Annotated in this window: 23 protein-coding genes; 9 read left to right on the top strand and 14 right to left on the bottom strand. The window is 67.1% G+C overall.

The features are described 5' to 3' along the window. Positions 1-30 precede the first annotated feature (30 nt). The gene (locus tag AC1U2B_RS10145) at positions 31-1,302 is read left to right on the top strand and encodes a uracil-xanthine permease family protein (RefSeq protein WP_480216709.1); all 1,272 of its coding nucleotides are present in this window, start codon (positions 31-33) and stop codon (positions 1,300-1,302) included. Here the strand turns inward: AC1U2B_RS10145 and AC1U2B_RS10140 are convergent. Then, a complete protein-coding gene (locus tag AC1U2B_RS10140; RefSeq protein WP_480216857.1) occupies positions 1,275-4,412 on the bottom strand; it encodes a bifunctional cytochrome P450/NADPH--P450 reductase in 3,138 nt (1,045 codons plus the stop codon). The genes AC1U2B_RS10145 and AC1U2B_RS10140 overlap by 28 nt on opposite strands. A gap of 70 nt (positions 4,413-4,482) precedes the next feature. Beyond that, positions 4,483-5,988: a flavin-containing monooxygenase gene (locus AC1U2B_RS10135; protein ID WP_480216708.1), complete on the bottom strand. Its 1,506-nt coding sequence runs from the start codon at positions 5,986-5,988 to the stop codon at positions 4,483-4,485. Between the two features lie 131 nt (positions 5,989-6,119). On the opposite strand from AC1U2B_RS10135, the gene AC1U2B_RS10130 reads away from it, so the two are divergent. After that, the gene (locus AC1U2B_RS10130; RefSeq protein WP_480216707.1) at positions 6,120-7,316 is read left to right on the top strand and encodes a PucR family transcriptional regulator; all 1,197 of its coding nucleotides are present in this window, start codon (positions 6,120-6,122) and stop codon (positions 7,314-7,316) included. Between the two features lie 197 nt (positions 7,317-7,513). Here the strand turns inward: AC1U2B_RS10130 and AC1U2B_RS10125 are convergent, their stop codons facing one another. Continuing rightward, positions 7,514-7,876, bottom strand: a complete 363-nt coding sequence (locus tag AC1U2B_RS10125; protein WP_071288916.1) for an Rv1152 family transcriptional regulator — start codon at positions 7,874-7,876, stop codon at positions 7,514-7,516. Positions 7,877-7,961: 85 nt separating this feature from the next. Here AC1U2B_RS10125 and AC1U2B_RS10120 point away from each other — a divergent pair, with 85 nt between their 5' ends. Beyond that, the gene (locus AC1U2B_RS10120; RefSeq protein ID WP_071288915.1) at positions 7,962-8,690 is read left to right on the top strand and encodes an NAD-dependent deacylase; all 729 of its coding nucleotides are present in this window, start codon (positions 7,962-7,964) and stop codon (positions 8,688-8,690) included. On the opposite strand, the gene AC1U2B_RS10115 is transcribed toward AC1U2B_RS10120, so the two are convergent. Genes AC1U2B_RS10115 through AC1U2B_RS10105 form a run of 3 tightly spaced genes read right to left on the bottom strand, consistent with a single transcriptional unit; the run spans position 8,677 to position 12,202 of the window. Beyond that, on the bottom strand, positions 8,677-9,306 hold the full coding sequence (locus tag AC1U2B_RS10115; RefSeq protein ID WP_043395632.1) for a class I SAM-dependent methyltransferase: 630 nt from the start codon (positions 9,304-9,306) through the stop codon (positions 8,677-8,679). The two genes, AC1U2B_RS10120 and AC1U2B_RS10115, sit on opposite strands and share 14 nt — an antisense overlap. A 2-nt stretch (positions 9,307-9,308) precedes the next feature. Next, on the bottom strand, positions 9,309-9,977 hold the full coding sequence (locus tag AC1U2B_RS10110; protein ID WP_480216706.1) for a TetR/AcrR family transcriptional regulator: 669 nt from the start codon (positions 9,975-9,977) through the stop codon (positions 9,309-9,311). Next, positions 9,974-12,202, bottom strand: a complete 2,229-nt coding sequence (locus AC1U2B_RS10105; protein WP_480216705.1) for an MMPL family transporter — start codon at positions 12,200-12,202, stop codon at positions 9,974-9,976. Before AC1U2B_RS10105 ends, AC1U2B_RS10110 begins: the two co-directional genes overlap by 4 nt. Positions 12,203-12,538: 336 nt before the next feature. On the opposite strand from AC1U2B_RS10105, the gene AC1U2B_RS10100 reads away from it, so the two are divergent. Then, the gene (locus tag AC1U2B_RS10100) at positions 12,539-12,661 is read left to right on the top strand and encodes a hypothetical protein (protein ID WP_020099274.1); all 123 of its coding nucleotides are present in this window, start codon (positions 12,539-12,541) and stop codon (positions 12,659-12,661) included. A gap of 121 nt (positions 12,662-12,782) precedes the next feature. Here the strand turns inward: AC1U2B_RS10100 and AC1U2B_RS10095 are convergent, their stop codons facing one another. Genes AC1U2B_RS10095 through AC1U2B_RS10085 form a run of 3 tightly spaced genes read right to left on the bottom strand, consistent with a single transcriptional unit; the run spans position 12,783 to position 15,670 of the window. Then, positions 12,783-13,784, bottom strand: coding sequence for an NAD(P)H-dependent flavin oxidoreductase (locus tag AC1U2B_RS10095; protein WP_480216704.1), 1,002 nt, complete (start codon positions 13,782-13,784; stop codon positions 12,783-12,785). After that, entirely contained in the window at positions 13,784-14,536 is a 753-nt protein-coding gene (locus AC1U2B_RS10090; protein ID WP_071288912.1) for a 3-hydroxyacyl-CoA dehydrogenase, read from the bottom strand. The genes AC1U2B_RS10095 and AC1U2B_RS10090 overlap by 1 nt, the downstream gene beginning before the upstream one ends. Before the next feature lie 39 nt (positions 14,537-14,575). Then, a complete protein-coding gene (locus AC1U2B_RS10085) occupies positions 14,576-15,670 on the bottom strand; it encodes a CaiB/BaiF CoA transferase family protein (RefSeq protein ID WP_480216703.1) in 1,095 nt (364 codons plus the stop codon). 120 nt (positions 15,671-15,790) lie between these two features. Here AC1U2B_RS10085 and AC1U2B_RS10080 point away from each other — a divergent pair, with 120 nt between their 5' ends. Further along, positions 15,791-16,582 (top strand): enoyl-CoA hydratase, encoded by a 792-nt coding sequence (locus AC1U2B_RS10080; protein ID WP_480216702.1) that lies wholly within the window; start codon positions 15,791-15,793, stop codon positions 16,580-16,582. 81 nt (positions 16,583-16,663) lie between these two features. Further along, positions 16,664-17,947, top strand: coding sequence for a tetracycline efflux MFS transporter Tet(V) (gene tet(V), locus AC1U2B_RS10075; RefSeq protein ID WP_480216701.1), 1,284 nt, complete (start codon positions 16,664-16,666; stop codon positions 17,945-17,947). A 49-nt stretch (positions 17,948-17,996) separates the two neighbouring features. Here tet(V) and AC1U2B_RS10070 read toward each other — a convergent pair whose 3' ends face one another. After that, positions 17,997-18,512: a gamma carbonic anhydrase family protein gene (locus AC1U2B_RS10070; protein WP_043396016.1), complete on the bottom strand. Its 516-nt coding sequence runs from the start codon at positions 18,510-18,512 to the stop codon at positions 17,997-17,999. Between the two features lie 110 nt (positions 18,513-18,622). On the opposite strand from AC1U2B_RS10070, the gene AC1U2B_RS10065 reads away from it, so the two are divergent. Together AC1U2B_RS10065 and AC1U2B_RS10060 are read left to right on the top strand one after the other, a co-directional pair. Next, the gene (locus AC1U2B_RS10065) at positions 18,623-19,843 is read left to right on the top strand and encodes an MFS transporter (RefSeq protein WP_480216856.1); all 1,221 of its coding nucleotides are present in this window, start codon (positions 18,623-18,625) and stop codon (positions 19,841-19,843) included. Between the two features lie 133 nt (positions 19,844-19,976). Next, positions 19,977-20,732, top strand: a complete 756-nt coding sequence (locus AC1U2B_RS10060) for a fasciclin domain-containing protein (protein ID WP_480216700.1) — start codon at positions 19,977-19,979, stop codon at positions 20,730-20,732. 69 nt (positions 20,733-20,801) lie between these two features. Here AC1U2B_RS10060 and AC1U2B_RS10055 read toward each other — a convergent pair whose 3' ends face one another. The 3 genes from AC1U2B_RS10055 to AC1U2B_RS10045 are packed head-to-tail and all read right to left on the bottom strand — an operon-like array spanning position 20,802 to position 23,889. Then, positions 20,802-21,944, bottom strand: coding sequence for an acyl-CoA dehydrogenase family protein (locus AC1U2B_RS10055; protein ID WP_043984740.1), 1,143 nt, complete (start codon positions 21,942-21,944; stop codon positions 20,802-20,804). Between the two features lie 2 nt (positions 21,945-21,946). Continuing rightward, positions 21,947-22,747: a crotonase/enoyl-CoA hydratase family protein gene (locus AC1U2B_RS10050; RefSeq protein WP_480216699.1), complete on the bottom strand. Its 801-nt coding sequence runs from the start codon at positions 22,745-22,747 to the stop codon at positions 21,947-21,949. Then, positions 22,744-23,889: a thiolase family protein gene (locus AC1U2B_RS10045; RefSeq protein WP_480216698.1), complete on the bottom strand. Its 1,146-nt coding sequence runs from the start codon at positions 23,887-23,889 to the stop codon at positions 22,744-22,746. The genes AC1U2B_RS10050 and AC1U2B_RS10045 overlap by 4 nt, the downstream gene beginning before the upstream one ends. 194 nt (positions 23,890-24,083) lie before the next feature. Here AC1U2B_RS10045 and AC1U2B_RS10040 point away from each other — a divergent pair, with 194 nt between their 5' ends. Further along, positions 24,084-24,881 (top strand): FadR/GntR family transcriptional regulator, encoded by a 798-nt coding sequence (locus AC1U2B_RS10040; RefSeq protein ID WP_043984739.1) that lies wholly within the window; start codon positions 24,084-24,086, stop codon positions 24,879-24,881. Here AC1U2B_RS10040 and AC1U2B_RS10035 read toward each other — a convergent pair. Beyond that, on the bottom strand, positions 24,871-26,601 hold the full coding sequence (locus AC1U2B_RS10035) for a DUF3556 domain-containing protein (RefSeq protein ID WP_480216697.1): 1,731 nt from the start codon (positions 26,599-26,601) through the stop codon (positions 24,871-24,873). The genes AC1U2B_RS10040 and AC1U2B_RS10035 overlap by 11 nt on opposite strands. Positions 26,602-26,697: the final 96 nt, after the last annotated feature.

Genomic DNA, 26,697 nt, shown 5'->3' with positions numbered 1-26,697 from the left:
AAGACGGACCCAGTCGGGCAATATGACCGGATGGTTGCGCTCTCCTGGAAGCCGGTAGGACCGGACGCCGCTGTCGTCGCGCCCGACGAACGGCTCAGCTGGCCCCGCACCATCGGTATCGGCGCACAGCATGTGGTGGCGATGTTCGGCGCCACCTTCCTGGTGCCGGTGCTGACCGGCTTCCCACCGGCCACCACGCTGTTGTTCTCCGGCGTCGGCACAATTCTGTTCCTGCTGATCACCGGAAACCGGCTGCCGAGTTATCTCGGATCCAGCTTCTCGGTGATCGCGCCGGTGACCGCCGCGGTCGCGGCGCACGGAACCGGTAGCGCGCTGGGCGGTTTGATCGCCGTGGGTGTGCTGCTGATCCTCGTCGGCGGGGTCGTGCATCTGGTCGGCACGCACTGGCTGGATGTCACGCTGCCGCCGGTGGTCACCGGCGCGATCGTCGCCCTCATCGGGTTCAACCTGGCCCCGGCGGCGAAGCACAATTTCGAGAAGGGACCGCTGGTCGGCCTGGTGACGTTGGTGCTGCTGGTCGCGACGCTGGCGTTCTTCCGCGGCATCATCGGCCGACTGGCCATCTTCCTCGCGGTGGTCATCGGCTATCTGCTGGCGCTGGCCCTCGGCGAGGTCGACACCGCGGCCATCGCTGCCGCCCCGTGGATCGGGCTGCCCGAATTCCACGGTCCGTCATTCAGTCTGGCGGTCCTGCCGATGTTCCTGCCTGCAGTCATCGCGCTGATCGCCGAGAACATCGGGCACGTGAAATCAGTTGGCCAGATGACCGGCCGCGATCTGGATCCGCTGATGGGACGGGCGCTGGCGGCCGACGGAGTCGCCACCGTGCTGGCCGGAGCGGGCGGTGGCTCTGCCACCACCACCTACGCCGAGAACATCGGGGTGATGGCCGCGACGCGCATCTACTCCACCGCCGCGTACTGGGTCGCCGCCGTGGTGGCCGTCGTACTGTCGTTGTGCCCCAAGGTCGGTGCCGCGATCTCCGCCATCCCGCCGGGCGTGCTGGGCGGCGCGACGATCGTGCTCTACGGTCTGGTCGGCATCCTCGGGGTGCGGATCTGGCTGACCAACCACGTGGATTTCTCCCAGCCGATCAACCAGATGACCGCCGCCATCCCGCTCATCATCGGCATCGCCGATTTCACCTGGCAGGCCGGACCATTGACGTTCACCGGTATCGCGCTGGGTTCCATTGCGGCGCTGGTGATCTACCACGCCATGCGCGGGCTGACCGCCGTCCGCGGCGGTACGAGTCAGCCGGCCCAGACGTCCTCGACGTAGCGGTCGGTGTTGACCAGGCCGGTGAGCCAGGCGCGGGCCGCGTCATCATCGGCGCCGGTCCGGCTGCGGTAGATGTCCTGGAACGCCGCGCGCACCGCGGGCGCCATCCGGGCACCGTCACCGCACACGTAGACATGGGTGTCGTTGTCCGGGTTGCCGAGCATGTCCCAGACCTCGTCGGCGTCCGCGGCGATCCGGTCCTGCACGTACCTGACCTCATCCCCGGCCCGGGAGAACGCCGGCCGCATCCGGACGATGCCAAGGCGTTCGGCATCCTCGGCCTCGTCCCGGAACAGGTAGTCCACGTCGGGATGACGCACGCCGAAGAAACACAGGGCGGCGGTGAACGGCTCCCCCGCTTCCAGCGCACCCAACCGGTCTCCGATGAATCCCCGGAAGGGCGCGACGCCCGTGCCGGCACTGACCAGGATGACGTTGCGGGTCGGGTCGGCGCCGGCCCGGAAGGCCTGGCGCGCCGGATCGACGCGCATCCGGATCTGCTGTCCCGGAACGGAATCCGCGAGGTAGCTGGATGAGACGCCGCGGAACAAGCCGGAGCCGGATCGGGCCGGTCCTTCCAGCACCCCCACCACCAGCTCGACTTCCCGGACCCGACGCCGGGACGACGTGGCGATCGAATAGTGGCGCGGGGACATCGGTTCGAACAGTTCCAGCAGCTCTTCACGGCTGAGCTGCGTGGCCGGGAATTCCGCCAGGCACTCGGTGACGCTCAATGCGCGCGCCTCGGGCTCGTCGGCCAATGCGGTCAGCGCGGCACGTTCCGGCGGGCATGGGTTCGCCGCGGCGAGCCGGAGCAGCTGGCTACGGGTGGCCGGCTTGCGGAGCTCGAGGAAGTGCGTAAGCAGTTCGCGCACAGTGACTTCCCGGTCGATCGGGATGGCCCGCCGCGTGCTACGCCGTGGGTTGATCGAGATGCGGCGATCGAGGCGCAGGTCCAGCAGTTCACCGACCTCGTCGACGAGCGCGGGGGTGTTGTCGGGCAGCACGGTGAGGTGGTCGCCGGTCTGGTAGCCGACGCCGTCGGGCAGGGCGATGCGGATCAACCGCTTGTCCTGCCCGAACTCGGAGCCGGTGTCCACCAGCGGAATGTTGTCCAGCACCGTGGCCGGCTGCACCTGGTAGCGGGCGTCGATCGCGGCGGTGACGGGCCCGTCGATGGCGCGCAGATCGTAGAGCGACTCGTCGGCCACGGGTTCATCCGTGGCAACGGCGCCGAAGACGCCGCCGAGCGCATTCCACAGTGCCACCGAGAAGTCCTCGACCACGCCGGCGAAGTCACCCGAGGTGTCGGCTTCGACCATCGGAAGGAGTTGTGTGGCACCGAGTTCCGCGAGCCGCGCGTCGATGCGCCGGGGTATCGCCATATAGGTCTCGGCCCAGTTGCGGTCTCCGACACCGAGAACCGCGTACGGCACCGCAGGTGCCTGGGTGGCGGCGCTGTCCAGCCAGTCCACGAACGCGCGGGCGTCGTCGGTCGGCATCCCGTTGTACGACGCGGCGACGATCACCACCGCACCCTGGTCCGGCAGTGCGCCGGTCGCGGAATCCAAAGCGGCGACGGTTGTTTCATAGCCGAGGTCGACGGCTTCGTCGCCGAGTTGCTGCGCCAGCGCCCGGCAGTTGCCGAGGTTCGACCCATGCAGCACAAGCAGTTTCGTGCCCGACGGCACGGCCGCGCGGGATTGCGTCACCGGCGCCGCCAGCACGGCCGCGGGCGCCTGCCGACGGTCCTCCGGGGTGCGGCGGATGAGCTTGAGCTGGAAGCCCTCCGGCTTGCGCAGCAGGTCGCTGTGGGTGCGCAGGGTGTAGTGCTCGACGTCCACGAACCGGTAGCGGTGGACCAGTGTCGCGATCGCCATCGTCGCTTCATGGAGCGCGAACTGGCGCCCGATACACGACCGCGCGCCGGTCCCGAACGGCTTGAACAGGTTGACCGGACGCTGCCCGGCGCGATCGGTGTCGAATCGGTCCGGGTCGAAGATCTCGGCGTTGTCGCCCCACTCGGGCTGGCGGTGCAGCGACGACGTCAGCACCGTCACTGCTTCACCCTGCCGCACCGGATACTTGCCACCGATCACGGTGTCCGCCAACGCCATTCGATCGAACTCCCGCACCGGCGGGGACAGCCGCAGCGTCTCGTCGATGATCTGGCGGATGTAGGTGAGCTTGCCGATCTCGTCGAAGGTCGGCACGTGGTCGTCCTCGGGGCCGAAGAGCGCGTCGACCTCCGTCTGCGCCCGGTGCAGCACCGCCGGGTTCTTGACGATGCTGTACAGCGCGGTCGGCATCACCGTCGACGTGGTGTCCTGCCCGGCGACCAGGAATGTGGCGATCTGGTTGCGGATGCTGTCGTCGTCGAGGATCGGGGCGCCGTCGGGTCCCGGTTGCAGCATCAAGGCCAGCAGGTCGTCGACGTCCACCTCACCGGCGCGGTGCTGGGCGATGAGGTCGGCGATGAAGCTGAACAGCTTGCCGCGCTCGGTCTGGAACACCGCTTGGTCACCGCTGGCACCGGCCAGCACCTGGTCCAGGGTCGCCGCGAAACTCGCGGGAATGTCGGCGAGTCCGTCGTGCTGATAGGAGTCGAACCGCGCACCGAACCCGGCCAGGCCGACGGTGTCCATCGCGAGCTTGGCCAGGTCGCCCGCGACATCCACGGTGTGGGCGCCGACGGCCGCGTCCCACTGCTCGATCAGCTGCCGGTTGATGTCCAACATCGCCGGGTGATAGCTGCGCAGTCCGCTGAAGCTGAAGCCTGGGATCAGGACGTCGTGGGCCTCCTGCCAGCCGTCCTCGCCGGGGTAGGCGGTGAACAATCCGTTGCCGACCACCGGACGGAACCTGGCTAACCGGTCCGTCAGAGCCTTGGTGAACCGGGTCTCGTCGCACAGTTCATCGACCAGCGCCAGGGAGCAGGCGTACAGCCGGCGACTGGCACCGAAGTCGGCGTAGAACAGCGGGCCGTATTGCTCGGTCAGCAAATCCAGTGGCAACGAATAAGGCCGTCCGGGCACAGGCCCGGACGGCAATTCGACACCTACAGCTGAAGGGACACCAGGGATTTCGGGCGGTACAGCTGGCGACTCCATACTTCCCGTCGCTTCGCTCGCCTTAGATGTCTCCACTCACGCCAGCGTAAACGTCCGCGACGAGTGCCGATCAGGAAACCGGCACGCGCTCCCGATCTTCTGCGCGCTCCGCGGCGGCGAACCGCAGGTTCGGGTCGGCGACCGGTCCGTTGCGCAGCACCTCGCGGTCGAAGTTGTAGTTCATCGACATGGTCCATGGTCCTTCGACGCCCTGCCGCGGCAGCGTGTCAGCGACTCGCTGCACGTACCCGGCAGCGAAGTCCAGCAGTGGCTTGGTCTCCATTCCCGCGCCGTCGAACACCGGTCGGACGCTGTCGAAGCCGCCCTCGTCCATGTGGCTGAGCAGTCGGCAGAAGTGCTCGCACAGCAGCCCGACCTTGAGCGTCCACGAGGAGTTGGTGTAACCGAAGGCAAAGGCGAAGTTCGGTATGCCCGACAACATGATGCCCTTGTAGGCGACGGTCTCGGAGAGGTTCACCGCCTGACCATCGACAGTCAGCGACATCCCACCGAACAGCTGGACGTTCAAACCCGTTGCGGTGACGATGATGTCCGCGTCCAGGTGCTGCCCGGACTCCAGCTTGATGCCGGTCTCGGTGAAGGTGGCGATGCGGTCGGTGACGACCGATGCCTTGCCGGCGCTGATCGCCTTGAACAGATCCGCGTCCGGAACCGCGCACAGCCGCTGGTCCCAGGGGTTGTAGGCGGGGCTGAAGTGCTCGTCGACCGGGTATCCCGCGGGCAACTGCTTGGCATTGATCGAGCGGATCAGCTTCCGCGCCGCGGTGGGGAACTTCTGGCAAAAGGTATACACCGCACGCTGTTTCGCGATGTTCTTGCGACGGGCCAGCGCGTAGCCGCGGTCTGCGCCGAGCAGGCGACCGGCCGCATTCGCGAAGGCATCCTTGGCCGGCACCGGCATGATGTAGGTCGGCGAGCGCTGCAGCATGGTGACGTGCGCGGCGGTGGCGGCCATCGACGGCACCAGCGTCACCGCCGTCGCGCCGCTGCCGATGATGACGACCTTCTTGCCGGTGTAATCGAGGTCCTCGGGCCAGTGCTGCGGGTGCACGATCTGCCCCGCGAAGCGGTCGCGGCCGGGGAACTGCGGGGTGAAGCCCTGGTCGTAGCGGTAGTAGCCGCCGGCGCAGAACAGCCAGTTGGCCGAAATTTGCACCAGTTCGTTGGTGTCGGTGCGCTCGACGTCGACGAGCCAGCGCGCGGTGTCGCTGTCCCAGGCCGCGCCGAGGACCTTATGGTGGAACCGGATGTTGCGGTCAATGTTGTTCTCGCGGACCGTCTCTCGCAGGTACCCCAGAATCTTGTCGGCGGAGGCGATGGCGTCCTCGTCGCGCCACGGCTTGAATTCGTAGCCGAAGGTGTGCAGGTCGGAGTCGGAACGAATGCCGGGGTACCGGAACAGGTCCCAGGTCCCGCCCGTCGCGCCACGGGACTCCAGGATGGCGTACGACCGTCCCGGGTGTTCCTGCTGCAGGTAGTAGGCGGCGCCGATGCCGGAGATTCCGGCGCCGACGATCAGCACGTCGACCTGGGTGGTGGTGGCGGTGTGCTCCATTGCAGACTCCCTGTTGGCGGTGGTGGGCGTGGTAACAATGTTGGCGCCGCCGACCCCTCAACTGAAGGTCAAAACATCTCAACTTTCGCGATTAGCGGTGCATTTTGCACCTCGCGCGATAACCTGACCCGATGGCCGAAACGCGACCGTCACCGCAGGTACGCGAGCTGATCCGGCAGTGCGCACAGGTCGTCGTCAACGCCCGGCCGGAGTGGCTCGACGAACTCGACCAGGCCGTACTGGGCGCCAACCCCGCCATCGCGTCGGACCCGGAACTGGCGGCGGCCATCAGTCGCAGCAACCGGTCGAATCTGCTGTTCTGGGGCGCGGCCAACGTGCACGACCCGGGCGCACCGGTACCAGCCAACGTCACCTCGGAGCCCATCGCCGTCGCCCGGGAGCTGGTCCGTCGCGGTGTCGATTCGTACTCCTTGGACGCGTACCGGGTCGGCGAAGGCGTGGCGTGGCGACGCTTGATGGATATCGCCTTCGAATTGAGCTCCGACCCGGCAGCCCTGCACGAGATGCTCAACGTGTGCTCGCGGTCCATCAGCGAGTTCATCGAGACCACCCTGGGCGCCATCGCCGCGCAGATCGAACTCGAGCGTGACGAGCTGACGCGGGGCAGCCACGCCGAGCGGCGCGAGACGGTCGCGCTCCTGCTGGACGGCGCGCCCATCCCCCGACAGCGCGCCGAAAGCCGACTCGGTTACGGGCTCGGCGGCACCCACACCGCCGCCGTCATCTGGACCGACAATCCGAATGGCGATCTGTCCCAACTGGATCGGGCTGCCGAGGCATTCGGACGAGGCGGGCGCGTACGTCCGCTGACCGTGTCGGCCAGTACCGCCACGCGGTGGGTATGGGCACCGGGCGCACCCGACGTCACCACCCTGGCGTCAGCCGCCGGCAGCGAGGTCCGCATCGCGATCGGTTCCACCGGTCCCGGGGTGGACGGCTTCCGACGCAGCCACTTCGATGCGCTCACCACGCAGCAGATGATGGCGCGGCTGCGCTCGCCGCAACAGATCGCCGAGTACACCGATATCGAGCTGGTGGCGCTGCTCACCGCGGACGCCGACCGCGCGGCGGTGTTCGTCAAACGAGTCCTCGGTGACCTGGAGACAGCCAGTCCGGAATTACGTTCTGCGGTAAGGATATTCGTGCGCGAGCAATGCAACGTATCCCGCGCCGCCGGCAAGCTCTTCACGCATCGCAACACCCTGCTGCGCAGATTGGCCCGCGCCGACGAACTCCTGCCGCGCCCGCTGGCCGACAACAGCGTCGAGGTCGGCGTAGCGCTCGACGTGTTGCATTGGCGCGGTTGACGGTTGGCGCGCCGGCCCACCATGGCACTTGCCGTCCAGAGCCGTCACCATGTGCTGACAATGTCACGTATTGTGACGGCTCCCAGCGCGCACCAATGGGGAGACCGCGGCGGTCCGCCTGCGCGCGAGGGTGCACACAGATCGCCGGATCCGCGAAATCGGCACTCGGACTGCACATTCGAGGGCGCGGCGGGGCGCTATTCGAACGCCGCGTCCAGGTACCGCAGTGCGTCGGCCTTCAGCACACCCAACGCCCTGGCGGTGTCGGCGAAGGCGTTCGCGGCATCCACCATCGCCGCGGCAGCCGGGTCGGCAGCAGCGACGAAAGTGCCTGACCTCCCCCGGGTTTCGAGGACACCGGCGGTCTCGAGCTCGCGGTAGGCCCTGGCGACGGTGTTGGCCGCCATTCCCAACGTGCCGGCCAGGTCGCGCACCGTGGGCAGCCTGGTCCCGGCAGGCAGGCGCCCACTACGAATGGCCTCGATGATCTGCAGTCGCAACTGGTCGAACAACGGCCCCGCGTGCGGATCGAGGCGCACCCACTCCCCGAAATCGGTCATCCGCCGAGTATGACCGACGACGCCGGCGCCCAACGTCCCCGCCCGCGAGTGGCCCAGATCACCCCAAACCCGATAACGTGGTCTGATGCGGGTGACGGTGTTCAGCGGTGCGGGGATGTCCGCCGACAGTGGCGTACCGACCTTCCGGGACGCCGAGACCGGCCTATGGGCGAACACCGACCCGTATGAGATCTCCAGTTCAGATGCCTGGCGCCGCCACCCCGAGCGAGTGTTCGCCTGGTACCTGTGGCGCCACCACATGATGGGCAACGTGTCCCCCAACGATGGGCACCGTGCGGTGGCCGCGTGGCAGGACTACACCGAGGTCGACATCGTCACCCAGAACATCGACAACCTGCACGAGCGGGCCGGTAGCACGCGGGTCCACCATCTGCACGGCAGCTTGTTCCAATTCCATTGCGATAGTTGCAAAGCCAACTTCGAAGGCACGCTGCCAGACATGCCCGAGCCTGCGATCACCGTCGAGCCACCGGAGTGCTACTGCGGGGGTCTGGTGCGGCCCAACGTGGTGTGGTTCGGCGAGAACCTGCCCTCCGATGCGTGGAACAACTCCGTCGCGGCGGTCAGCACTGCCGACCTGGTGATCACCGTCGGTACGTCGTCGGTGGTGTACCCGGCGGCATCTCTGCCGGAAGCGGCCGTGCAGCAGGGTATTCCGGTGATCGAGGTCAACCCGAAGCCGACGCCGTTCTCCGATCAGGCCACGGTGTCCCTGCGGGAGACCGCGGCCACCGCGCTACCCACCCTGTTGCAGCGGTTGCCCGAACTGCTGTCGACGATCAAGCAGGCCTGACGGCGCGTCCCAACGCCGCCTCCGACAGCGGTACCCAGCCCGGCAGCATCAGCACGCGGCGGGCATCGGCGACCTGGAATCCCGCGCCGACGATGCTCTGCTCAGTTTCCCGGTGTGCGTGACAGTTGCCCGAAATCTTTGGCCAGAACGTCGAATCCAGGAAGGTCTGCACCCGGCCCCGCACCCCGTCGCTGGCGACGTGCTCGAAGTAGCGCAGTTCACCGCCCGGCTTGAGTCGTGAATACATCTGCCGCAGCACGCTTTCCGGTTCGTCGACCGAACACAGCACCAGGGAGCACACGACCGCGTCGAAAAGGTCGTCGCTGTCGAAGTTCTCGACGGTCTCGGTGCGGACCGTCACCGGAACGGGTGCGGTCAGCGCCGCTTCCCGGGCCAGCGGCGCCAGCCGGACCTCCGGTTCGACGGCCACCACCTCGGTCACGGTGTCCGGGTAGAAGGCGAAGTTGGTCCCGGTGCCGGCGCCGATCTCCAGCACCCGCCCGGTCAGTCCGGCCAGATTCTCCTGACGCAGCTTCTTCATGAACTTGCGCTCGCGCGACGACATCGCGATCCACATGCGGGCGAAGAACGGGTTGTCCACCGAGGTCTCGGTCATCGTCAGGAACCTTTCAGTCGCTCGACCAGCTGCTGCGGCGCCGTATCCGGCCCGCCCAGTCCTCTCACCATGCCACCGAGGCACGCGGCGCTGAGCACCTGGTCTGCGAAGTCCTCAAGATCGCCGAACGGCAGATACGGCCGCGAGATGAACTGTGCTGCCAGACCGTGTGCCACCGTCCACAATCCGAGCGCCGTCACCGTCACATCTCCACGCGGATAACTGCCCTCGTCCATCAGGGCCTGCACCGAATCCCGCATGTGCACGAAGGCCGCGGTATTGAGGGCCTCGTCCACGTTGCTGCCCGGATGCCCTTCGGACATCATGGCGATCCGGTAGAGCTCGGGGTTCTGCCGGGCGAAGCGGACGTACGCCAGTCCCTGTGCGCGCAACCGGTCGATCGTCGTCGGTTGCTCGGCGGCCACCCGCTGCATGACGTCGTCGAGCCGCTCGAAGTACCGGCCGCAGACCGCGTCCAACAAGGCGTCCTTGTCGGCGAAATGCAGGTAGATCGACGGCGGGGTGATGCCCACCCGCTGTGAGACCGACCGGATGGACACCGCCTTCTCCTGGTTGGATTCCAGGAGCAATTCGGTTGCCGCGTCGAGGATTTCGTCGCGCAGCTGATCCCCCGACCCGCGCGGGGCGCGACGCCGCTTGGTCTCGGTCATTGCGCTCCGCACGCCGATGGCACGGGCGGCTCGGCCGCACCGGACTCACTGATACCGATGCGTTTGTGCAGCCGGGCCAGCGGCGCCGGCGCCCACCAGTTCCACCGTCCCATCAGGTGCATGAAGGCCGGCACCAGCACGGTCCGGACCAGGGTGGCGTCCACCAGGACGGCGATGGTCAGCCCGAGGCCGAACATCCGCATGAACGACACCTCCGCGGCGATCAGCGCGCCGAACGATATCGACATCACCAGGGCCGCGGCGGTGATCACCCGGCCGGTGTGGGCCAGCCCGAGCGCGACGCTCTCGTCGTTGTCCCGTTCGACCAGCCAGAACTCCCGGATGCGCGCGACGAGGAACACTTCGTAGTCCATCGACAGTCCGAACGCGATGCAGAACAGCAGCACCGGCATGTTGGATGCCAACGTCCCGGTGGCCGTGGTGCCGAGCGCGCCCAGATGGCCGTCCTGGAAGATCCAGACCAGTGCGCCGAACGCCGCGGTGAGCGAAAGAACATTGAGCACAACGGCTTTCACCGGAAGCACCACGCTGCCGGTGAGCAGGAACAGCAGCCCGAGCGTGATGACGGCGATGGCGGCCAGCACCCACGGCAGCCGGTCGGTGACAGCCTGCACGCTGTCGTGGCTGATTTGCGCCACGCCGGCGAGCTGCACGGTGCGCCCGTCCGGTCCCTTGACCGCGTGCACCGCGTCAAGTTGCGCCTGCGACGCGTCCGAGAACAGCGGAGCGCTGCTGCCGATGGTCAGGAAGGCGCTGCCGTCGACGATCGCGGCACCGGGACCGGCCGGCCCCACCTTCCGTCCGCCGACGAATGTTCCGGTCGGCGCCGTCACTTCGGTGACGGCGGGGACGCGCGAGAGGTCGGCGGCGTAGGAATCGAAGGCTGCCGGAGCCAGTCCGGCGGCGTCGGGAATGACGGCCGTGATGTCGGTGGCCGAGTTGTTGGCGAAGTCGTTGCGCAGCTGGTCCCCCACCTGATGCGCGGACGCCGTGGTCGGCAGCACCCGCTCATCGGGGAAACCCCATTTCGCGCTGAGGAAGGGTGCGCCCAGGACCAACAGCAGCGCGACGACGGCCAGACCGGCGGAGACCGAGCGGCGCATCACCGCCTTCGCGGCGCGGTACCAGAACATCTCCTGCACCGGCTTGGGTGTGGTGTTGCGCCGGAACAGATGCGGCAGGCTGAGGGCGTCGAGCCGGTCGCCGAGCAGCCAGATGGCGGCCGGGGTGACGATCACCGCGGCCGCGGCGGCGAACGCGACCGTCGCGATGCCGGCGTAGGCGATGGACGTGAGGAAGTACATCGGGAACATCAGCATCGCTGCCATCGACAGACCGACCGTCGTCGCTGAGAACAACACGGTGCGGCCCGCGGTGACCATCGTGCGGATCAACGCCTGGTCCCGGGGCTGCCCCTCGGCCACCTCATCGCGATAGCGGCTGATGATCAACAGCGTGTAGTCGATGGCGAGGGCCAGCCCGAGGGCCGTGGCCACATTCAGCGCGAACACGGATACGTCGGCGAAGAACGTGATGGTCCGCAGCACCGCGAGCGTGCCGGTCATCGCCAGCCCGCCGACCAGGATGGGGAGCGCGGCGGCGACCAGTCCGCCGAACACCCACACCAGCACCAGGAAGCTGAGCGGTATCGCGATGGATTCCATGACGAGCAGGTCGTGCTCGGTCTGGGTGTTGATCTGGGAGTAGACCATGGCTCCACCGCCGGCCTTGACGGTGACGCCCGGCCGGTCGTGCACCACCTGATCGGCGAGTTCCTGGGCGTATTTCTGCGCGTTGTTCTCGCCGCCGTTCATCCCGGCCACGATCAGCCCGGACTTCCCGTCTTTACTGATCAGCTCCCCGGCCGCAGCCGGGGGCACCGTCCAGGCCGAGGACACGTAAGCGACATGGGGCGAGGCCTTGAGGTGGTCGACGATGTCGCGGGCTGCCGAGGAGGCCGCCGGCCCGTGCACCCCGTCGGGCGCGGTGACGGTAACCAACATGGGCATGTCGCCCTGGTGGAACTTGGTGGCCAGTAGCCGACTGGCTTGTGAGGACTCGGCCTTGGGGTCTTGGAAACCGCCCGCGGGCAAGGTCTTGACCACTGGGACGCCGAAGATTGCCGCAGCGATCAGGACCAGCCCTGCCAGCGCCAGAATTCTCCTCGGCGCGGCGATGGCCAGCAGCGCAATGCGGTTCAGCATGGATTCCCCTTCACGAAACACCGCTAAGTTAACGACGATAACTTAGGTGTGTCAACAGTCGCTCACCGTGGTCACGAGATCTATTGACGTCTGGTTCACCCGGCCTACCAGGCACTATCTGCGCGATCGCCATCATGTTTGCTACTGGCCAGTGAACTAAGCCGCGATCAGGAGCCCGTACAGCACATCAAGATCACCCGTGGCCTTGTCGAATGTGAGCTACCCACCAGTTACTTAGGGGTCCGGGTTGGCCAACCTACCCACCGGTAAGAATTGCCAGCGTTTTCCGAATCGTGACTCAAAGATTTCTTAATAGCGACCCATAGCCTCATAGACATGTGGATCGACGACACCAACGCAGATGTCATCAAAGTAGATTTCGATGCCCTGTACCACGGGGACGTCCTGATCGAGGGTGACACGTCCGAGCAGTTCCCCGACCTCGCCGAGGCCGTCTGATTCCGCGGGTCCACCCGCGAGTCTGACGCCGCGCTGAGGCGCTACCGTCCGTGCGCTCTAACGGCGCACAAGGACTCGTGCGACTCCAGTGGAGTCGCGGCCCTCAGCGCAGTTGTGCCGGTTAGACGGAAGCCAACTCGGCTTCGCCGGCTCCGACCATTCCGGCCAGTCGGCCGGTGATGATGTCTTCAGCCTCGCCGACGATGCGGCTGATCAGCTCGTCGCAGGTCGGGATGTCGTGGATCAGGCCCATGACGGTGCCCGCGGTCCAGATACCGGCGTCGACGTCGCCGTTCTCGAACACCTTGCGGCCCCGCACGCCGGCCACCAGATCCTTGACGTCCTCGAACTGGCCACCGCCCTTGAGGATTTCCACCACCTCACGCGAGACGGCGTTCGACGCCACCCGCGCGGTGTTCTTCAGGCTGCGGAAGATGAGCTCGGTGCCCCGCTCGTCGGTCGCCACGATGGCTTCCTTGACGTTCTGGTGGATGCACGACTCGACGGTGCACATGAACCGCGTGCCCATGTTGATGCCGTCCGCACCCAGCGCCAAAGCAGCGACCAGGCCGCGCGCATCCCCGAAACCGCCCGAGGCGATCATCGGGATCTCGATCTCCTTGGCCGCGGCCGGGATCAGCACCAGGCCGGGCACGTCGTCCTCACCGGGGTGGCCGGCGCACTCGAAACCGTCGATGCTGATGCCGTCGACGCCCAGGCTCTGGGCCTTGACCGCGTGGCGGACCGAGGTGCACTTGTGCAGGACCTTGATGCCCGCATCATGGAACATCGGCAGGTGCGGGCCGGGGTTGGAACCGGCCGTCTCCACGATCTTGATACCGGCGTCGACGATCACCTTTCGGTACTCGTCGTACGGCGGCGGGTTGATCGACGGCAGGATCGTCAGGTTCACACCGAACGGCTTGTCCGTCAGGTCGCGGGTCTTGGCGATCTCATTGGCCAGATCAGCCGGCGTCGGCTGCGTCAGCGCGGTGATGAAACCCAGACCGCCCGCATTGGCAACGGCGGCAACCAGTTCCGCGCGACCGACCCACTGCATACCGCCCTGGGCGATCGGGTGCTCGACACCGAAGACCTCGGTGAACTTCGTCGTGATGCCCATCAGCGCGGCGCCATCCGGATCGCACCGTCGAGGCGGATGACCTCGCCGTTGAGCATCGGGTTCTCGATGATGTGCTGCGCCAGGAAGCCGTACTCGTCGGGGTCACCCAGGCGAGCCGGGTGCGGCACCTGCTGACCCAGCGACTTCTGTGCCTCTTCGGGCAGCGAGCCCAGCAGCGGTGTCTTGAACAGACCGGGCGCGATGGTGCAGACGCGGATCAGCTCACGCGACAGGTCGCGGGCGATCGGCAGGGTCATGCCGACGACGCCACCCTTGGACGCCGAGTACGCGGCCTGACCGATCTGGCCGTCGTACGCCGCCACCGAGGCGGTGTTGATGATGACGCCCTTCTCGCCGTCGACCGCCTCGGTCTTGGCGATGCGCTCGGCCGACAGGCGGATGACGTTGAACGTGCCGATCAGGTTGACCTCGACCACCTTGCGGAAACCGGCCAGCGGGAACGCGCCGTCCTTGCTCAGCGTCTTGATGGCGTTGCCGATGCCGGCACAGTTGACGTTGATCCGGACCGGGCCCATCTCCTCGGCCGCGTCCAGCGCCGCGCTGACGCCGGCCTCGTCGGTGACGTCGGTGGCGACGAACTTGGCGCGCGGGCCCAGCTCGGCGACGACGTCCTCACCCTTGAGGTCGATGACGACGACGCTGCCGCCGGCGTCGAGCAGACGCTTGGTGGTCGCCAGGCCCAGGCCCGACGCGCCACCCGTCACGACGGCTACGGAATCTTTGATCTGCATTGATGCAATCCCTTCTTGTTACGGAAATCTGCTGCGGCCTCAGGCCCAGTCGCGAAGCACGGACTCGGTGTCGGATCCGGGCACGCGCGGCGGTGTCGGCGTGGCCGGCACGGTGCGGGAGAACCGCGGCGCCGGCATCGGCTCGAGGTTGCCGCCGTCTTCGGGAGCGAACCGGAAGAAGGTGTCGCGCTCGGCGATGTGCGGCTCGGTCTCGACCTCGGCGAAGCTGAGCACGGGGCTGACGCACGCGTCCGAGCCCGTGAAGACCTTGGTCCAGTGGTCGCGGGTCTGCGACTTGAAGGCGGTGGTGAAGATGTCGCGCAGTTCGGGCCACCGGGCGACGTCGTTCTGGTCGGGCAGGGCGGCCGAGTCCAGTTCCAGCTTCGCCAGCAGCTCGGCGTAGAACTGCGGCTCGATCGAGCCGACGGCCATGTACTTGCCGTCGGCGGTCTCATAGGTGTCGTAGTACGGCGCGCCGGTGTCGAGCATGTTGACGCCGCGGTCGTCGCGCCACATGCCCTGCCGGCGGAAGCTCCACATCATCTGCATCAGCACGCTGGAGCCGTCGACCATCGCGGCGTCGACCACCTGGCCCTTGCCGGAGGTCTGCCGCTCGAACAGCGCCGACAGGATGCCGACCAGCAGGAACATCGAGCCACCGCCGAAATCGCCCGCCAAGTTCAGCGGCGGCACCGGGCGCTCGCCCTTGCGGCCGACGGCGTGCAGCAGGCCGTTCAGGGAGATGTAGTTGATGTCGTGGCCGGCCTGCAGCGCGCGCGGGCCGGTCTGGCCCCAACCGGTCATGCGGCCGTAGATCAGGCGCTCGTTGACCTTCGCACAGTCCTCGGGACCCAGACCCAGACGCTCGGTGACACCCGGCCGAAAGCCTTCGATGAGGACGTCGGCCTTCTTGATCAGGGACAGCACCAGCTCGCGGCCTTCATCACTCTTCATGTCGGCGGTGACAGAGCGACGGTTGCGCAGCATGGAGTCGGCGCTGGGCTTGCCGGACTTGCTCGGGCGTTCCACGCGCACCACGTCGGCGCCCAAGTCTCCGAGAATCATCGCCGCGTGCGGGCCCGGGCCGATGCCGGCCAGCTCGACAACGCGCAGTCCCTGCAATGGTCCAGCCATTTTCATGCACCTCTTGGTAGATCGTTTGATCCCAGTCGTGTTGACCGCGACATAGCTTACTTGTATAACGAAGTCTGTCTAGTGCGGGCATCTGGCCCGCCCATGAAACTGGGGTACTGAATGACTTACACCGGATCCGACGATCTGACCGTCTCACTGGACGACGGCGTGTTGTCCGTGACGCTCAACCGGCCGGACACACTGAACTCGTTGTCCCTGAACATGCTCGAACTCATCGGCGATGCGGTGCTCCAGGCCGCGACCGATCCCGCGGTCAAAGTGGTCCGCCTCGGCGGCGCCGGCCGGGGTTTCTGCTCCGGCGCCGGCCTGAGCCCCGAGGACCAGGAAGCCAAGAAATTCGATGCCGCTGCGGTGCTGAACGCTGCCAACCGCGCCGTCGCAGCACTGGTCAACCTGCCGAAGCCCGCCGTCGCGGTGGTGCACGGCGTCGCCGCCGGTGTCGGGGTCTCCCTCGCCCTCGGGTGCGACATCGTCCTGGCATCCGAGAAGTCATCGTTCCTGTTGGCTTTCACCAAGATCGGGCTGATGCCCGACGGCGGTGCCTCGGCCTTGGTCGCCGCGTCGATCGGGCGGGCCCGGGCCATGCGGATGGCGCTGCTGGCCGAGAAGCTGCCCGCCGCCGAGGCCTACGCCGCCGGACTGGTCAGCTCGGTGCACGCCGCCGACGACCTCGACGCCGAGGTGGATCGGGTGCTCGCGGTACTCAAGGCCGGTCCGGCCGTGGCCCTGCGCAAGACCAAGCAGGCCGTCAACGACGCCACCCTGACCGAGCTGAACAACGCGTTCGCCCGCGAAACCGCCGGGCAGATCCAGCTTTTGCACGCCGCCGACTTCCTGGAGGGCGTGACGTCCTTCCAGCAGCGGCGGCTGCCGGTCTACTCCGACGTCTAACCGGTGATTTCTGCACGTTTTTCCGCGCCGGCCGCGGAAAAACGTGCACAAATCGCTTGACGGGCGCGGGACGATGGATTGGTGAGTTCCCAGTTCGACGTCGAAACGCCCGAACCGCGGACCACTGACCGCTGGCGGGTATTCGCGCCCTTACGTTTCCGCGAATACCGTCTGCTCATCGCGGCCGTCTCACTGTCCATCTTCGCCGAGGGCATGTGGACGGTCGTGGCCGCGCTGCAGGTCATCGCGCTGGACAACGATCCGGCCGCGCTGTCTCTGGTGGCGACCTGTCTGGGTACCGGCCTGGTGTGCTTCGTGTTGGTCGGTGGCATCGCGGCCGACCGGCTGAACCGACGCAACATCATCATCACCGTCGAGGTCGTCAACCTCGCCGCGGTGACGGCCGTCGCTGTCCTGAGTTCGACTGGGGCGCTGCGTATTTGGCACATGGCCGTGGCAGCGGCGTGCCTCGGTATCGCGGCCGCGTTCTTCTTCCCCGCCTACAGCGCGCTCGTGCCTCGGATGCTGCCACCTGAACAGTTGTTGGCGGCCAACGGCATTGAGGGCGTGGTGCGCCCGGTGCTCCAGCAGGCGATCGGCCCGGCGGCCGCCGGTGTCCTCGTGGGACTGACGTTCCCGAGCGTCGGCGCGACCACTGTCGCGGTGTTGTTCGGCGTGGGCCTGGTCCTGCTGGTGGCCACCAGGCCCAGCACCGTCCGGGCCGACGAGGAACCGGTCGAGCACAAGCACGTACTGCACGATCTGCGTGACGGTTTCAGGTTCATGACCCGCACCCCGTGGCTGTTGTGGACGCTGCTGGTCGCCAGCGTCTACGTGCTGGTGGTGCTGGGACCCATCGAGGTGCTGGTGCCGTTCATCGCCGAACGACGCTTCGAAGACGGTCCGCGCGCCTACGGGTTCATCATGGCCGGATTCGGCATCGGCAGTGCCGTTGGCGCGCTGGCGGTTTCCTACGCCCGGATGCCACGGCACTACCTGACCGCGATGATGGCGATCTGGGGTCTGGGCGCGTTGCCATTGGTCGTGGTCGGCAGCACGTGGTCGTTCCCGGTCATGTTCGCCGCGACGTTCCTCGTCGGCATCGGCGAGGGCGCCAGCATGGTGATCTGGGGAACGCTGCTGCAAATGCGGGTACCGACCGAGATGCTGGGCCGGGTCTCGAGCCTCGACTTCTTCGTCTCACTGGTGTTCCTGCCAGTGTCCTACGCGATCGTCGGCCCGCTGTCGAAAATCGTTCCCATGCAATGGATTTTCGTGGTGTCCGGCGTCCTGCCGGCAATACTGACGGCCTTCGCGTGGGTCGTGGCGAAGATGCGGGCCGACGAACTGGCCCACCCGCTCTAGGCTTCGGCGTGATCCGTAACTGTCGGCGTTACGGATCACGCCGAAATCCCTAGCCGCGGTGCAGCGTGAGCAGGTGCTCGTAAACCTGGCCGTTGATGCGGTTGTGGTTGATCTCGTCTTCGGTGAGCTCACGCCGAATCTTGCCCGGCACGCCAGCGATCATCGTTCCCGGCGGCACCACAAACCCCTGCGGCACAACGGTTCCGGCCGCCACCAGCGAACCGGCGCCGATCCGCGCGCCGTTGAGCACGATGGCGCCCATACCGACCAGGGCACCGTCCTCGACGGTGCAGCCGTGCAGGACCGCGTTGTGCCCGACGCTGACGCCGGCGCCGACCTTCACGGGGAAGCCCGGGTCGACGTGCACGGTGCAGCCGTCCTGGATGTTGGAGCCTTCACCGATCTCGATGGGCTCGAACTCGGCACGCAGCGTCGTGCCGTACCAGATGCTGGCCCGCGCGGCGAGCGTCACCTGGCCGAGCACGGATGCGGTCGGCGCGACCCACGACTCGTCGTGCAGCTGCGGGGCATGGCCCTGGATGGGAAGAATCAACGGTCCTGACATGCGGTCATGTTAGGTCGCACTCATTGACGGCCGGGAGTGTGGCGCAATCTGTGCGGTTCGTGTCGGTTCCGCCACTGGCCTACCCGCGGCGCCACCGGCACAGTGATGCGGTGACGCTCACCTCGACGACAGCGCCGCCGCGCGCCGCGTGGGCCGTGGCCGCGGTCAGCTTCCTGGCCATCCTGGCCGCCGCCGGCTTCCGGGCCGTGCCCGGCGTCCTGATGGACCCGCTGCACCACGAGTTCGGCTGGTCGCACGCCACGGTGGGCCTCGCGATGTCGGTCAACATGACGCTGTTCGGGGTGACCGCCCCGTTCGGGGCCGCATTGATGGACAGATTCGGCGTCAGGCCGGTGCTGTCGGTGGCGCTGGGGTTGATCACGGCCGGTTCGGCACTGTCGGTCCGGATGACGACCGGCTGGCAGTTGGTGGCCTGCTGGGGCGTATTGGTCGGCATCGGCACCGGATGCATCTCGATGGGCTTCGTGGCGACCGTGGCCACCCGCTGGTTCGACGAACGTCGCGGCCTGGTGACCGGCGTGCTGACCGCCGCCAGCGCGACCGGACAACTGATCTTCCTGCCCCTGGTCGCCGAGGTCGCGACCCGGCACGGCTGGCGTTGGGCCTGCCTCATCGTCGCCGCGGCCGCATTCGTGGTCATCGCACCCGTCGTCATCGTCATGCGTCATCACCCGCCCATGCCGGTCACCGCACCGACGAACGGCTTCCGGTCGGCGCTGGACGGGCTCGTCATCGGCGCCCGGCTGCCCGTGTTCTGGCTCCTGGCGGGCAGCTTCGCGATCTGCGGCATGACCACCAACGGGCTGATCGGCACCCACTTCATCCCTGCTGCCGGCGACCACGGCATGCCGACGACGGTCGCCGCGGGTCTACTGGCCACCATCGGCGTCCTCGACGTGGCCGGCACGGTCTGTTCGGGCTGGCTCACCGACCGGGTCGATCCGCGGCTCCTGCTCACCGTCTACTACATCGGACGCGGGATTTCGCTGATGCTGCTGCCTTCGCTGCTTTCCCCGCACGCCGACCCGGGCACCTGGGTGTTCATCGTGTTCTACGGCCTGGACTGGGTTGCCACGGTGCCGCCGACGATCGCGCTGTGCCGCGACTACTTCGGTGATCGGGCCCCGGTGGTGTTCGGCTGGGTGTTTGCCGCGCACCAAGTGGGCGCCGCCGTCGCCGCGGCCGCGGCCGGCTGGCTTCGGGACCTGCAAGGTAACTATGACCTGGCCTTTCAACTGGCCGCGGGCCTGTGTGCGGTCGCCGCGGTGCTGTGCTTCAGCGTGCGAAAAGTGCAGGTCAGCACCGCGTGACCTAACCGGACCACCGGTAGCTGATTTTGCTGTTTCGCAGCGCCAGCCATTACCATTCGACGGGCGCCACGCCCCGGCTGGGGTCTCCCCGATCGGTCCGTGTGCGCGACATGAACAGCTGAGGAGCCGAACCATGAAGACTCGCACCAGCAGATTTCTGGGCGTAACCGCGGCCGTCGCCGCCCTGACGGCGTCGCTGCCGCTGGCGGTGTCCGCCTACGCAGACCCGCCACCGCTGCCGCCGCCGACCAACAAGACGCCGGACCCCAAGGGCCCCGGCTGCGACCAGGTCAAGGTCGGCATGCCCGATCTGAGCACGCTGACCAGCAAGCCGGTGAGCGCCGCTCTGGCCAGCATCCCGTCGATCAGCACCTTCAACTCGGCGATCTCCGGCGGTCTGAACCCCGACGTGAACATCACCAGCGTGCTGGACAACGGTCCGTACGTGGTGTTCGCACCCACCAACGCCGCCTTCGAGGCGCTGGACCCGGCCAAGCTGGCCGCGCTGAAGGCCGACCCGGCCGCGCTGACGAGCCTGGACTACTACCACGTCTTCCTGGGCGTGCTGGGCAATGACACCGTCAAGGGCCAGCGTCCGACGCAGCAGGGCACCCAGATCAAGGTGACCGGCGACGGCGGCGACATCAAGGTCAACGACACCGCCAAGCTGGTCTGTGGCGCGATCGAGGCGAGCAACGCCCGCATCTACGTGATCGACACCGTGCTGGACCTGGCGGACGCCCCGACCCCGGTCACCGCCGCGGGCAGCGGGACCTCCACGTCGGCCACCACGACCACGTCGACCTCGGCGGCGCCGAGCACCACCGAGTCGGCTCCGGCATCGACCTCGTCGTCGGCTCCGGCCACGACGACTTCGGCCGCACGGTAGCCAGCCAGACAAACGAAATCGGCGCCCCTGCACCACATTGTGCGGGGGCGCCGATTGGCTTCTGTAGGACTACAGGCCCAGATCGCGGCCGATGATGTCCTTCATGATCTCGGTGGTGCCACCGAAGATCGTCTGGATGCGGGAATCGCAGTAATCGCGGGCCACGCGGTACTCCATCATGTAGCCGTAGCCGCCGTGCAGCTGCACGCAGCCGTCGATGACCTTCTTGGCGGTCTCGGTGCAGAACCACTTGGCCTTCGCCGCCTCGACGGCGGACAGATCACCGTCGACGACGCCCTGCAGGCACCGGTCGATGTACCGCTCGCACACGTCGAGCTCGGTGTCCATCTCCGCCAGCAGGAAGCGGTTGTGCTGGAAGTTGCCGATCGACTGGCCGAAAGCCTTGCGGTCCTTGGCGTATTGCAGTGTCTGGCGCCAGGATTCGCGGGCGCCCGCGATCGCCGAGATGGCGATGCCGAGCCGCTCTGACGGCAGGTTCTGCATCAGGTGGTAGAAGCCGCCACCTTCTTTGCCGAGGATGTTCGCCGACGGCACGCGGACGTTCTCGAAGTGCAGCTCCGAGGTGTCCTGCGCGTGCAGGCCCATCTTGTCCAGCTTGCGCCCCCGCTCGAAGCCGGCCATCCCACGTTCGACGACCAGCAGCGTGAAGCCCTTGTGCCCGGCCTCCGGGTTGGTGCGACACACCACGACGACGAGGTCGCAATTGATGCCCGACGAGATGAATGTCTTGGAGCCGTTGATGATCCAGTCGTCCCCGTCGCGGACTGCGGAGGTCCGGATGCCGGCCAGGTCACTGCCGGCGCCGGGCTCGGTCATCGCGACGGCGAGGATCAGCTCACCGCTGGCGATGCCCGGCATCCACCGCGCCTTCTGCTCGTCGTTCGCTAGGTGCTTGAAATACGGTGCGACGACGTCGTTCTGGAGACTCAGCGACGGCGCGGGGCCGCCGTAGCGGGCCAGCTCCTCGTCGATCACGGCGTTGAACCGGAAGTCGTCGGACCCACCGCCGCCGAACTCCTCGGGCATGTTGAACCCGATCAGGCCGTACTTCCCAGCGGCGAGGAACGCCGACCGGTCGACCATGCGCTGTTCTTCCCACTTCTCGGCATTGGGGACGAGCTCGCGCTCGATGTACTGCCGGGTGGACTCCCGCAGCGCTTCGTGTTCGTCTTCGAAAACTGTTCGCTTCATTACTATTTCGCTTTCCAAACGGGCTCGCGCTTCTGCGCGAAGGCCAACGGTCCTTCTTTGGCGTCCTCGGACTGCAGCAGGGTGACGAACTCGCGGTTGGTGCGCCTCCAGCCATCCTTCTCGCCGGTCACCACGCCGTCGTCGGCGCCATATGCCACCCGCTTGCTGGCCTGCACGGCCAGCGGCGCGTTGGACGTGATCCGTTCCGCCAGCGCCAAAGCCGCGTCGACGACGGTGCCGTCCGGCACCACCTGGTTGATCAGGCCCCACCGCAGCGCGTCGGCGGACGTCATCGGCTCACCGGTGAACAGCAGCTCCAGAGCCACCTTGCGCGGCAGCTGCTCGACGATGCGGAACACACCGCCGGCACCGGCGATCAGTCCCCGTTTCACTTCCGGCAGACCGAATTTCGCGCTCTCCTCGGCGACCACCAGGTCGCTGGCCAACGCCAGTTCCGAGCCGCCGCCCAGGGCGGTGCCGTTGACGGCCGCGATGGTGGGCTTGTCGATGAAATGGCTGACGTAGCCGGCGAAGCCCCAGTCGGTGTGGTCCGGGTGGAAGAGGTTCTCGCCGCGCGACAGCGCCTTGAGATCCGCACCGGCACAGAATGATTTGTCGCCGGAGCCGGTGATCACGACGGCCCGGATCTCGGGGTCGTCCTGCGCGGCCTGCAGCGCGTCGCCGACACCGATACTGACGGCCTGGTTGACCGCGTTGCGGGCGTCGGGCCGGTTGATGGTGATCAGCAGGACGTTGCCGCGCCGCTCGGAGAGCGCGCCGGGTTCGGCGGCAACAGAGGTCACAACAGCTCCAGGATGGTCGCGTTGGCCTGGCCGCCGCCCTCACACATGGTCTGGAAACCGAACTGAATTCCGTTGTCCCGCATGTGGTGCAGCAGGGTGGTCATGATGCGGGCGCCGGAACCGCCGAGCGGGTGGCCGAGGGCGATGGCGCCGCCGTTCGGGTTCAGCCGGTCCTCGTCAGCGCCGATGTCCTTGAGCCAGGCCATCGGAACCGGGGCGAAGGCCTCGTTGACCTCGAAGACGCCGATGTCGCCCACGCTCAGACCGGACTTGGCCAGCGCCTTCTGGGTGGCGGGGATCGGGGCGCTCAACATCATCACCGGGTCGGCGCCGGCCAGGACCCCGGTGTGCAGCCGGGCAAGAGGCTTGAGGCCCAACTCTTTTGCCTTCTCCGCCGACATGATGAGCAGTGCCGCAGCTCCGTCGGAGATCTGCGAGGCGTTTCCGGCGTGGATGACGCCGTCTTCCTTGAAGGCCGGCTTGATCGCGGCCATGGCCTCGACGGTGCCACCGCGACGGATGCCGCCGTCCTCGAGAACGATGTTGCCGTCCTGGTCCTTGATGCCCACGATCTGATCCTTGAAGGCGCCGGCATCCTGTGCGGCAGCGGCCTTTTCGTGCGACCGCAGCGAGAACTCGTCGAGCTGGGTGCGCGACAGGCCCCACTTCTCGGCCATCATCTCGGCGCCGGTGCCCTGGTTCGGGGTTTCGGTGTAGCGGGCGCGGAACGCCTCCGGGTAGGGGTGGCCGCCGTTGGCGAGCGACGAGCCCATCGGGGTGCGCGACATCGATTCGACGCCACCGGCGACGACGACGTCGTAGTGGCCGGCGACCACACCGGCAGCGGCGAAGTGCACCGACTGCTGGCTGGAGCCGCACTGGCGGTCGACGGTGACGCCGGGGACGGTCTCGGGCCAGCCGGCAGTCAGCACCGCGGTGCGGGCGATGTCGAGGGCTTGCTCGCCGGCCTGCATGACGCAGCCCCAGATCACGTCGTCGACCAGCGCGGGGTCGACACCCGCGCGCTGCACCAGCGCGTTGAGTACCTGAGCCGACAGCTCGGCCGGATGCACACCCGACAGGGCGCCGTTGCGCCTCCCGATGGGCGACCGGACTGCCTCGACGATGACTGCTTCTGCCACGGACTTCTCCTTCAACGATGAATTGACACCCGTAAACACGCTTTATCAGTGAACATAGAACAGTAGGTTTACTAGGTCAACCTACTGGTTGGTAGGCAGGCGCCATTTCCGCGAATGAACGGCTAACGCCATCCCACATGGTTTACTGAGTTGCCTAACACGAGGCCAGCACATTCGGTTCAAGGAGGGCCCAGATGGCGCAGACTCCGCCGTTGTCGCCGATGATCGACCCACGTACTGTGCCATCCTCGACGAGCGGCCCCATCCGCTCCCCCAAAACCGCGGAACTGGTGGCCGGTACCTTGCGCCGCATGGTCGTCGACGGCCAGCTCAAGGAAGGCGACTTCCTGCCCAACGAGGCCGAGCTGATGGCGCACTTCGGCGTCAGCCGTCCGACCCTGCGTGAGGCCGTTCGCGTCCTGGAATCCGAGCGCCTGGTGGAGGTGCGGCGCGGGTCGCGCACCGGTGCGCGCGTCCGGGTGCCCGGCCCGGAAATCGTCGCGCGCCCGGCGGGCCTGCTGCTGGAGCTGTCCGGCGCCACGATCGCCGACGTGACCATCGCCCGCTCCAGCGTCGAGCCCACCGTGGTGCGGCTGCTGACCGAGCAGGGCGACACCGAGGTCTTCGACGAGCTCGACACCATGCTGGCCGAGTACGTCCCGTCCGGCTACGAGTCGGGCCGCATGGCCGAGACGACCGGCGACTTCCACCTGCGCATGGTCGAGCTGTCCGGCAACGCGACGCTGGCCATCATCGCCGGCATGCTGCACGAGATCACCGTCCGCCACATCGCGTTCGCGATGCGCGAGAACCGCCCGATGTCGAAGGCGGACTACGACATCCTGATGCGGTCCTACCGCCGCCTCATGACGCTCATGCGCTCCGGCAATGCCGCAGCCGCCGAAGCACATTGGCGCAAGCACCTCGACACCGCGAACAGCCTGCTGTTCGAGGGCATGGAGAACCTCAAAGTCCGCGACGTCATGCGCTAGTCACGCCGTACACCGGCACGTCGTCGGCCCACGGCTGGCGGCTCACCATGTCGCCCACCTTCACGTAGCCACTCTCGAACTCGCCGGTGGCGGCGTCGACCAGGCGATACTGCTGCGTCTGCCGGTGGATGGGCTGCGCGTCGAGCATGACGATCCGCACCTCGCCCGGCTCGAAGTGGCACCGCTCCTGCAGCGCCGCGACGAGTTGTTCGTTGGACATGTGGCCGTCGCCGAAGTTCCAGCCGATGGCGGTCGAGACGATGCGCTCCCCGTCGGTCAGGGTGTAGTCGTCCTCGTTGTACCCGGCCATCGCGCGGTGGGCGAGCGTGAACAGCGCGCGGCCGTGCGTGTTGAAGGCGCGGAACGCGTAGCCCATGTACATCGGGATCTGCGCGGCTTCCTTACTGCCGTAGAACTTTTCGAGCTGCGCGGCGGGCATGCTGGCGATCGCGACGATGTTCTTGGCGATCTTCTCGTCGGCCGACGGCTTGATGCACCACAGCGACGTGTCCCAGTTGCCGGCGTAGTACCGCATGCCCGGCAGGAAAGACACCTTGCGCGGGAACAGGTTTCCGATCACGACGGTGCCCGCGACGACCGCGAACAGCACGATGGGCCACGGCGACGTCAGGTCCGTCAGGCCGATGTCGGCATGGCCGACGAACAGCGTCACGACGCAGAACATCATGAAGACGTTCCACTCGAGCGGCACACCCATCGGGATCGCCGACAGGATGCCGAAGTGGAAGCACAGCATGACGAACGCGGCGACGTACGTCGGCCAGCCGCCGCCCGAGAAGAACAGCACCAGCGGCACCCCACCCTCGATGAGAGTGCTGAAGTGCGCCATGAAGCGCGACGGCCGGCCGGGACGCAGGTCGTCCGGGAAGTGCTCGAAGAACGCGCGCTTGATGAACTTGGGGCGCAGCACCGGGTTGTTGCTCATCATCGTGGAGATGACGAACGGGAAGTGCTGGTTGAGCTTCGAGGTCGCGGCGCCCAGCCAGATCACCATGCACACCAGCTTGGCCGCGATGATCAGGTCGACCCCGTAGCCGGCGAACAGGAAGGCGGCGGTGAACGAGCCGTACACCTCGCCGCGGGCGGCCAGGAAGATCACCTTGTCTCTGAGGCCGAGCACCGCCAGCACTCCCAAGATGGCCCAGATCTGCCACATCGGGAGCACACCGACGGCGGTGTGCAGTCCCGGCGTCGGGCCGGTGCCGTCGGAGCACAGGGCGACGACGAGCAGGATCAGCAGCGCGCCGTAGAGCAGCACATCAACCGGCCCGCGGGTGTCGCCCTTGGTCAGCGGGATGCGGCCGGGCCACGGCGGCAGACGAATGGTCTTCGGCCGCAGCCAGTACAGGATGGAGCCCAGCGGCGGGAAGAACCGGTTGTTCAGCGGGCCGAATCCGCAGCCGAGGCCGACCACCTCGAAGAGCATCGTGTACAGCACGACCTTCTCGAAGACGATCGGCTCGGTCCACCATGTCGCGACGTCGGTGAAGCCGTCGATCCCCTTGGTGGACAACGCGATAAGCCAGCCGCCCAGGATGTAGAGGCCGATCTTCACGACGTAGAACAGGTGCAGCGCCACCGGCGTGCCGAAGCCCGTCTCGGCCCAGTGCCGGGCCATCGGCACGATCTTCTCCGCACGGGTGCCCTTGCTCCACTCCGCGAAGTCGATGACGGGGGTGTCCTGTTTGAGAAAGCCCATACCCGTCAGACTAGAACGTGTTCTAGTCTGACGGAATCAGATCCCGCAGTTGAATCTGCGGCCCGGGCGCAAAAGTCCGAGTAAGCCGCGCCCAGG

Source organism: Mycolicibacterium sp. P4_G11 (genome assembly GCF_056555145.1).
The sequence above is the reverse complement of the archived record's forward strand: the minus strand, read 5'-3'. Positions and strand labels throughout refer to the sequence as shown.

Excerpts from the sequence above, each read along its gene's own strand:
- AC1U2B_RS10145 (WP_480216709.1), top strand. The coding sequence starts at position 31 with ATGGTTGCGCTCTCCTGGAAGCCGGTAGGACCGGACGCCGCTGTCGTC.
- AC1U2B_RS10140 (WP_480216857.1), bottom strand. The coding sequence starts at position 4,412 with ATGGAGTCGCCAGCTGTACCGCCCGAAATCCCTGGTGTCCCTTCAGCT.
- AC1U2B_RS10135 (WP_480216708.1), bottom strand. The coding sequence starts at position 5,988 with ATGGAGCACACCGCCACCACCACCCAGGTCGACGTGCTGATCGTCGGC.
- AC1U2B_RS10130 (WP_480216707.1), top strand. The coding sequence starts at position 6,120 with ATGGCCGAAACGCGACCGTCACCGCAGGTACGCGAGCTGATCCGGCAG.
- AC1U2B_RS10125 (WP_071288916.1), bottom strand. The coding sequence starts at position 7,876 with ATGACCGATTTCGGGGAGTGGGTGCGCCTCGATCCGCACGCGGGGCCG.
- AC1U2B_RS10120 (WP_071288915.1), top strand. The coding sequence starts at position 7,962 with ATGCGGGTGACGGTGTTCAGCGGTGCGGGGATGTCCGCCGACAGTGGC.
- AC1U2B_RS10115 (WP_043395632.1), bottom strand. The coding sequence starts at position 9,306 with ATGACCGAGACCTCGGTGGACAACCCGTTCTTCGCCCGCATGTGGATC.
- AC1U2B_RS10110 (WP_480216706.1), bottom strand. The coding sequence starts at position 9,977 with ATGACCGAGACCAAGCGGCGTCGCGCCCCGCGCGGGTCGGGGGATCAG.
- AC1U2B_RS10105 (WP_480216705.1), bottom strand. The coding sequence starts at position 12,202 with ATGCTGAACCGCATTGCGCTGCTGGCCATCGCCGCGCCGAGGAGAATT.
- AC1U2B_RS10100 (WP_020099274.1), top strand. The coding sequence starts at position 12,539 with ATGTGGATCGACGACACCAACGCAGATGTCATCAAAGTAGATTTCGAT.
- AC1U2B_RS10095 (WP_480216704.1), bottom strand. The coding sequence starts at position 13,784 with ATGGGCATCACGACGAAGTTCACCGAGGTCTTCGGTGTCGAGCACCCG.
- AC1U2B_RS10090 (WP_071288912.1), bottom strand. The coding sequence starts at position 14,536 with ATGCAGATCAAAGATTCCGTAGCCGTCGTGACGGGTGGCGCGTCGGGC.
- AC1U2B_RS10085 (WP_480216703.1), bottom strand. The coding sequence starts at position 15,670 with ATGGCTGGACCATTGCAGGGACTGCGCGTTGTCGAGCTGGCCGGCATC.
- AC1U2B_RS10080 (WP_480216702.1), top strand. The coding sequence starts at position 15,791 with ATGACTTACACCGGATCCGACGATCTGACCGTCTCACTGGACGACGGC.
- AC1U2B_RS10070 (WP_043396016.1), bottom strand. The coding sequence starts at position 18,512 with ATGTCAGGACCGTTGATTCTTCCCATCCAGGGCCATGCCCCGCAGCTG.
- AC1U2B_RS10060 (WP_480216700.1), top strand. The coding sequence starts at position 19,977 with ATGAAGACTCGCACCAGCAGATTTCTGGGCGTAACCGCGGCCGTCGCC.
- AC1U2B_RS10055 (WP_043984740.1), bottom strand. The coding sequence starts at position 21,944 with ATGAAGCGAACAGTTTTCGAAGACGAACACGAAGCGCTGCGGGAGTCC.
- AC1U2B_RS10040 (WP_043984739.1), top strand. The coding sequence starts at position 24,084 with ATGGCGCAGACTCCGCCGTTGTCGCCGATGATCGACCCACGTACTGTG.
- AC1U2B_RS10035 (WP_480216697.1), bottom strand. The coding sequence starts at position 26,601 with ATGGGCTTTCTCAAACAGGACACCCCCGTCATCGACTTCGCGGAGTGG.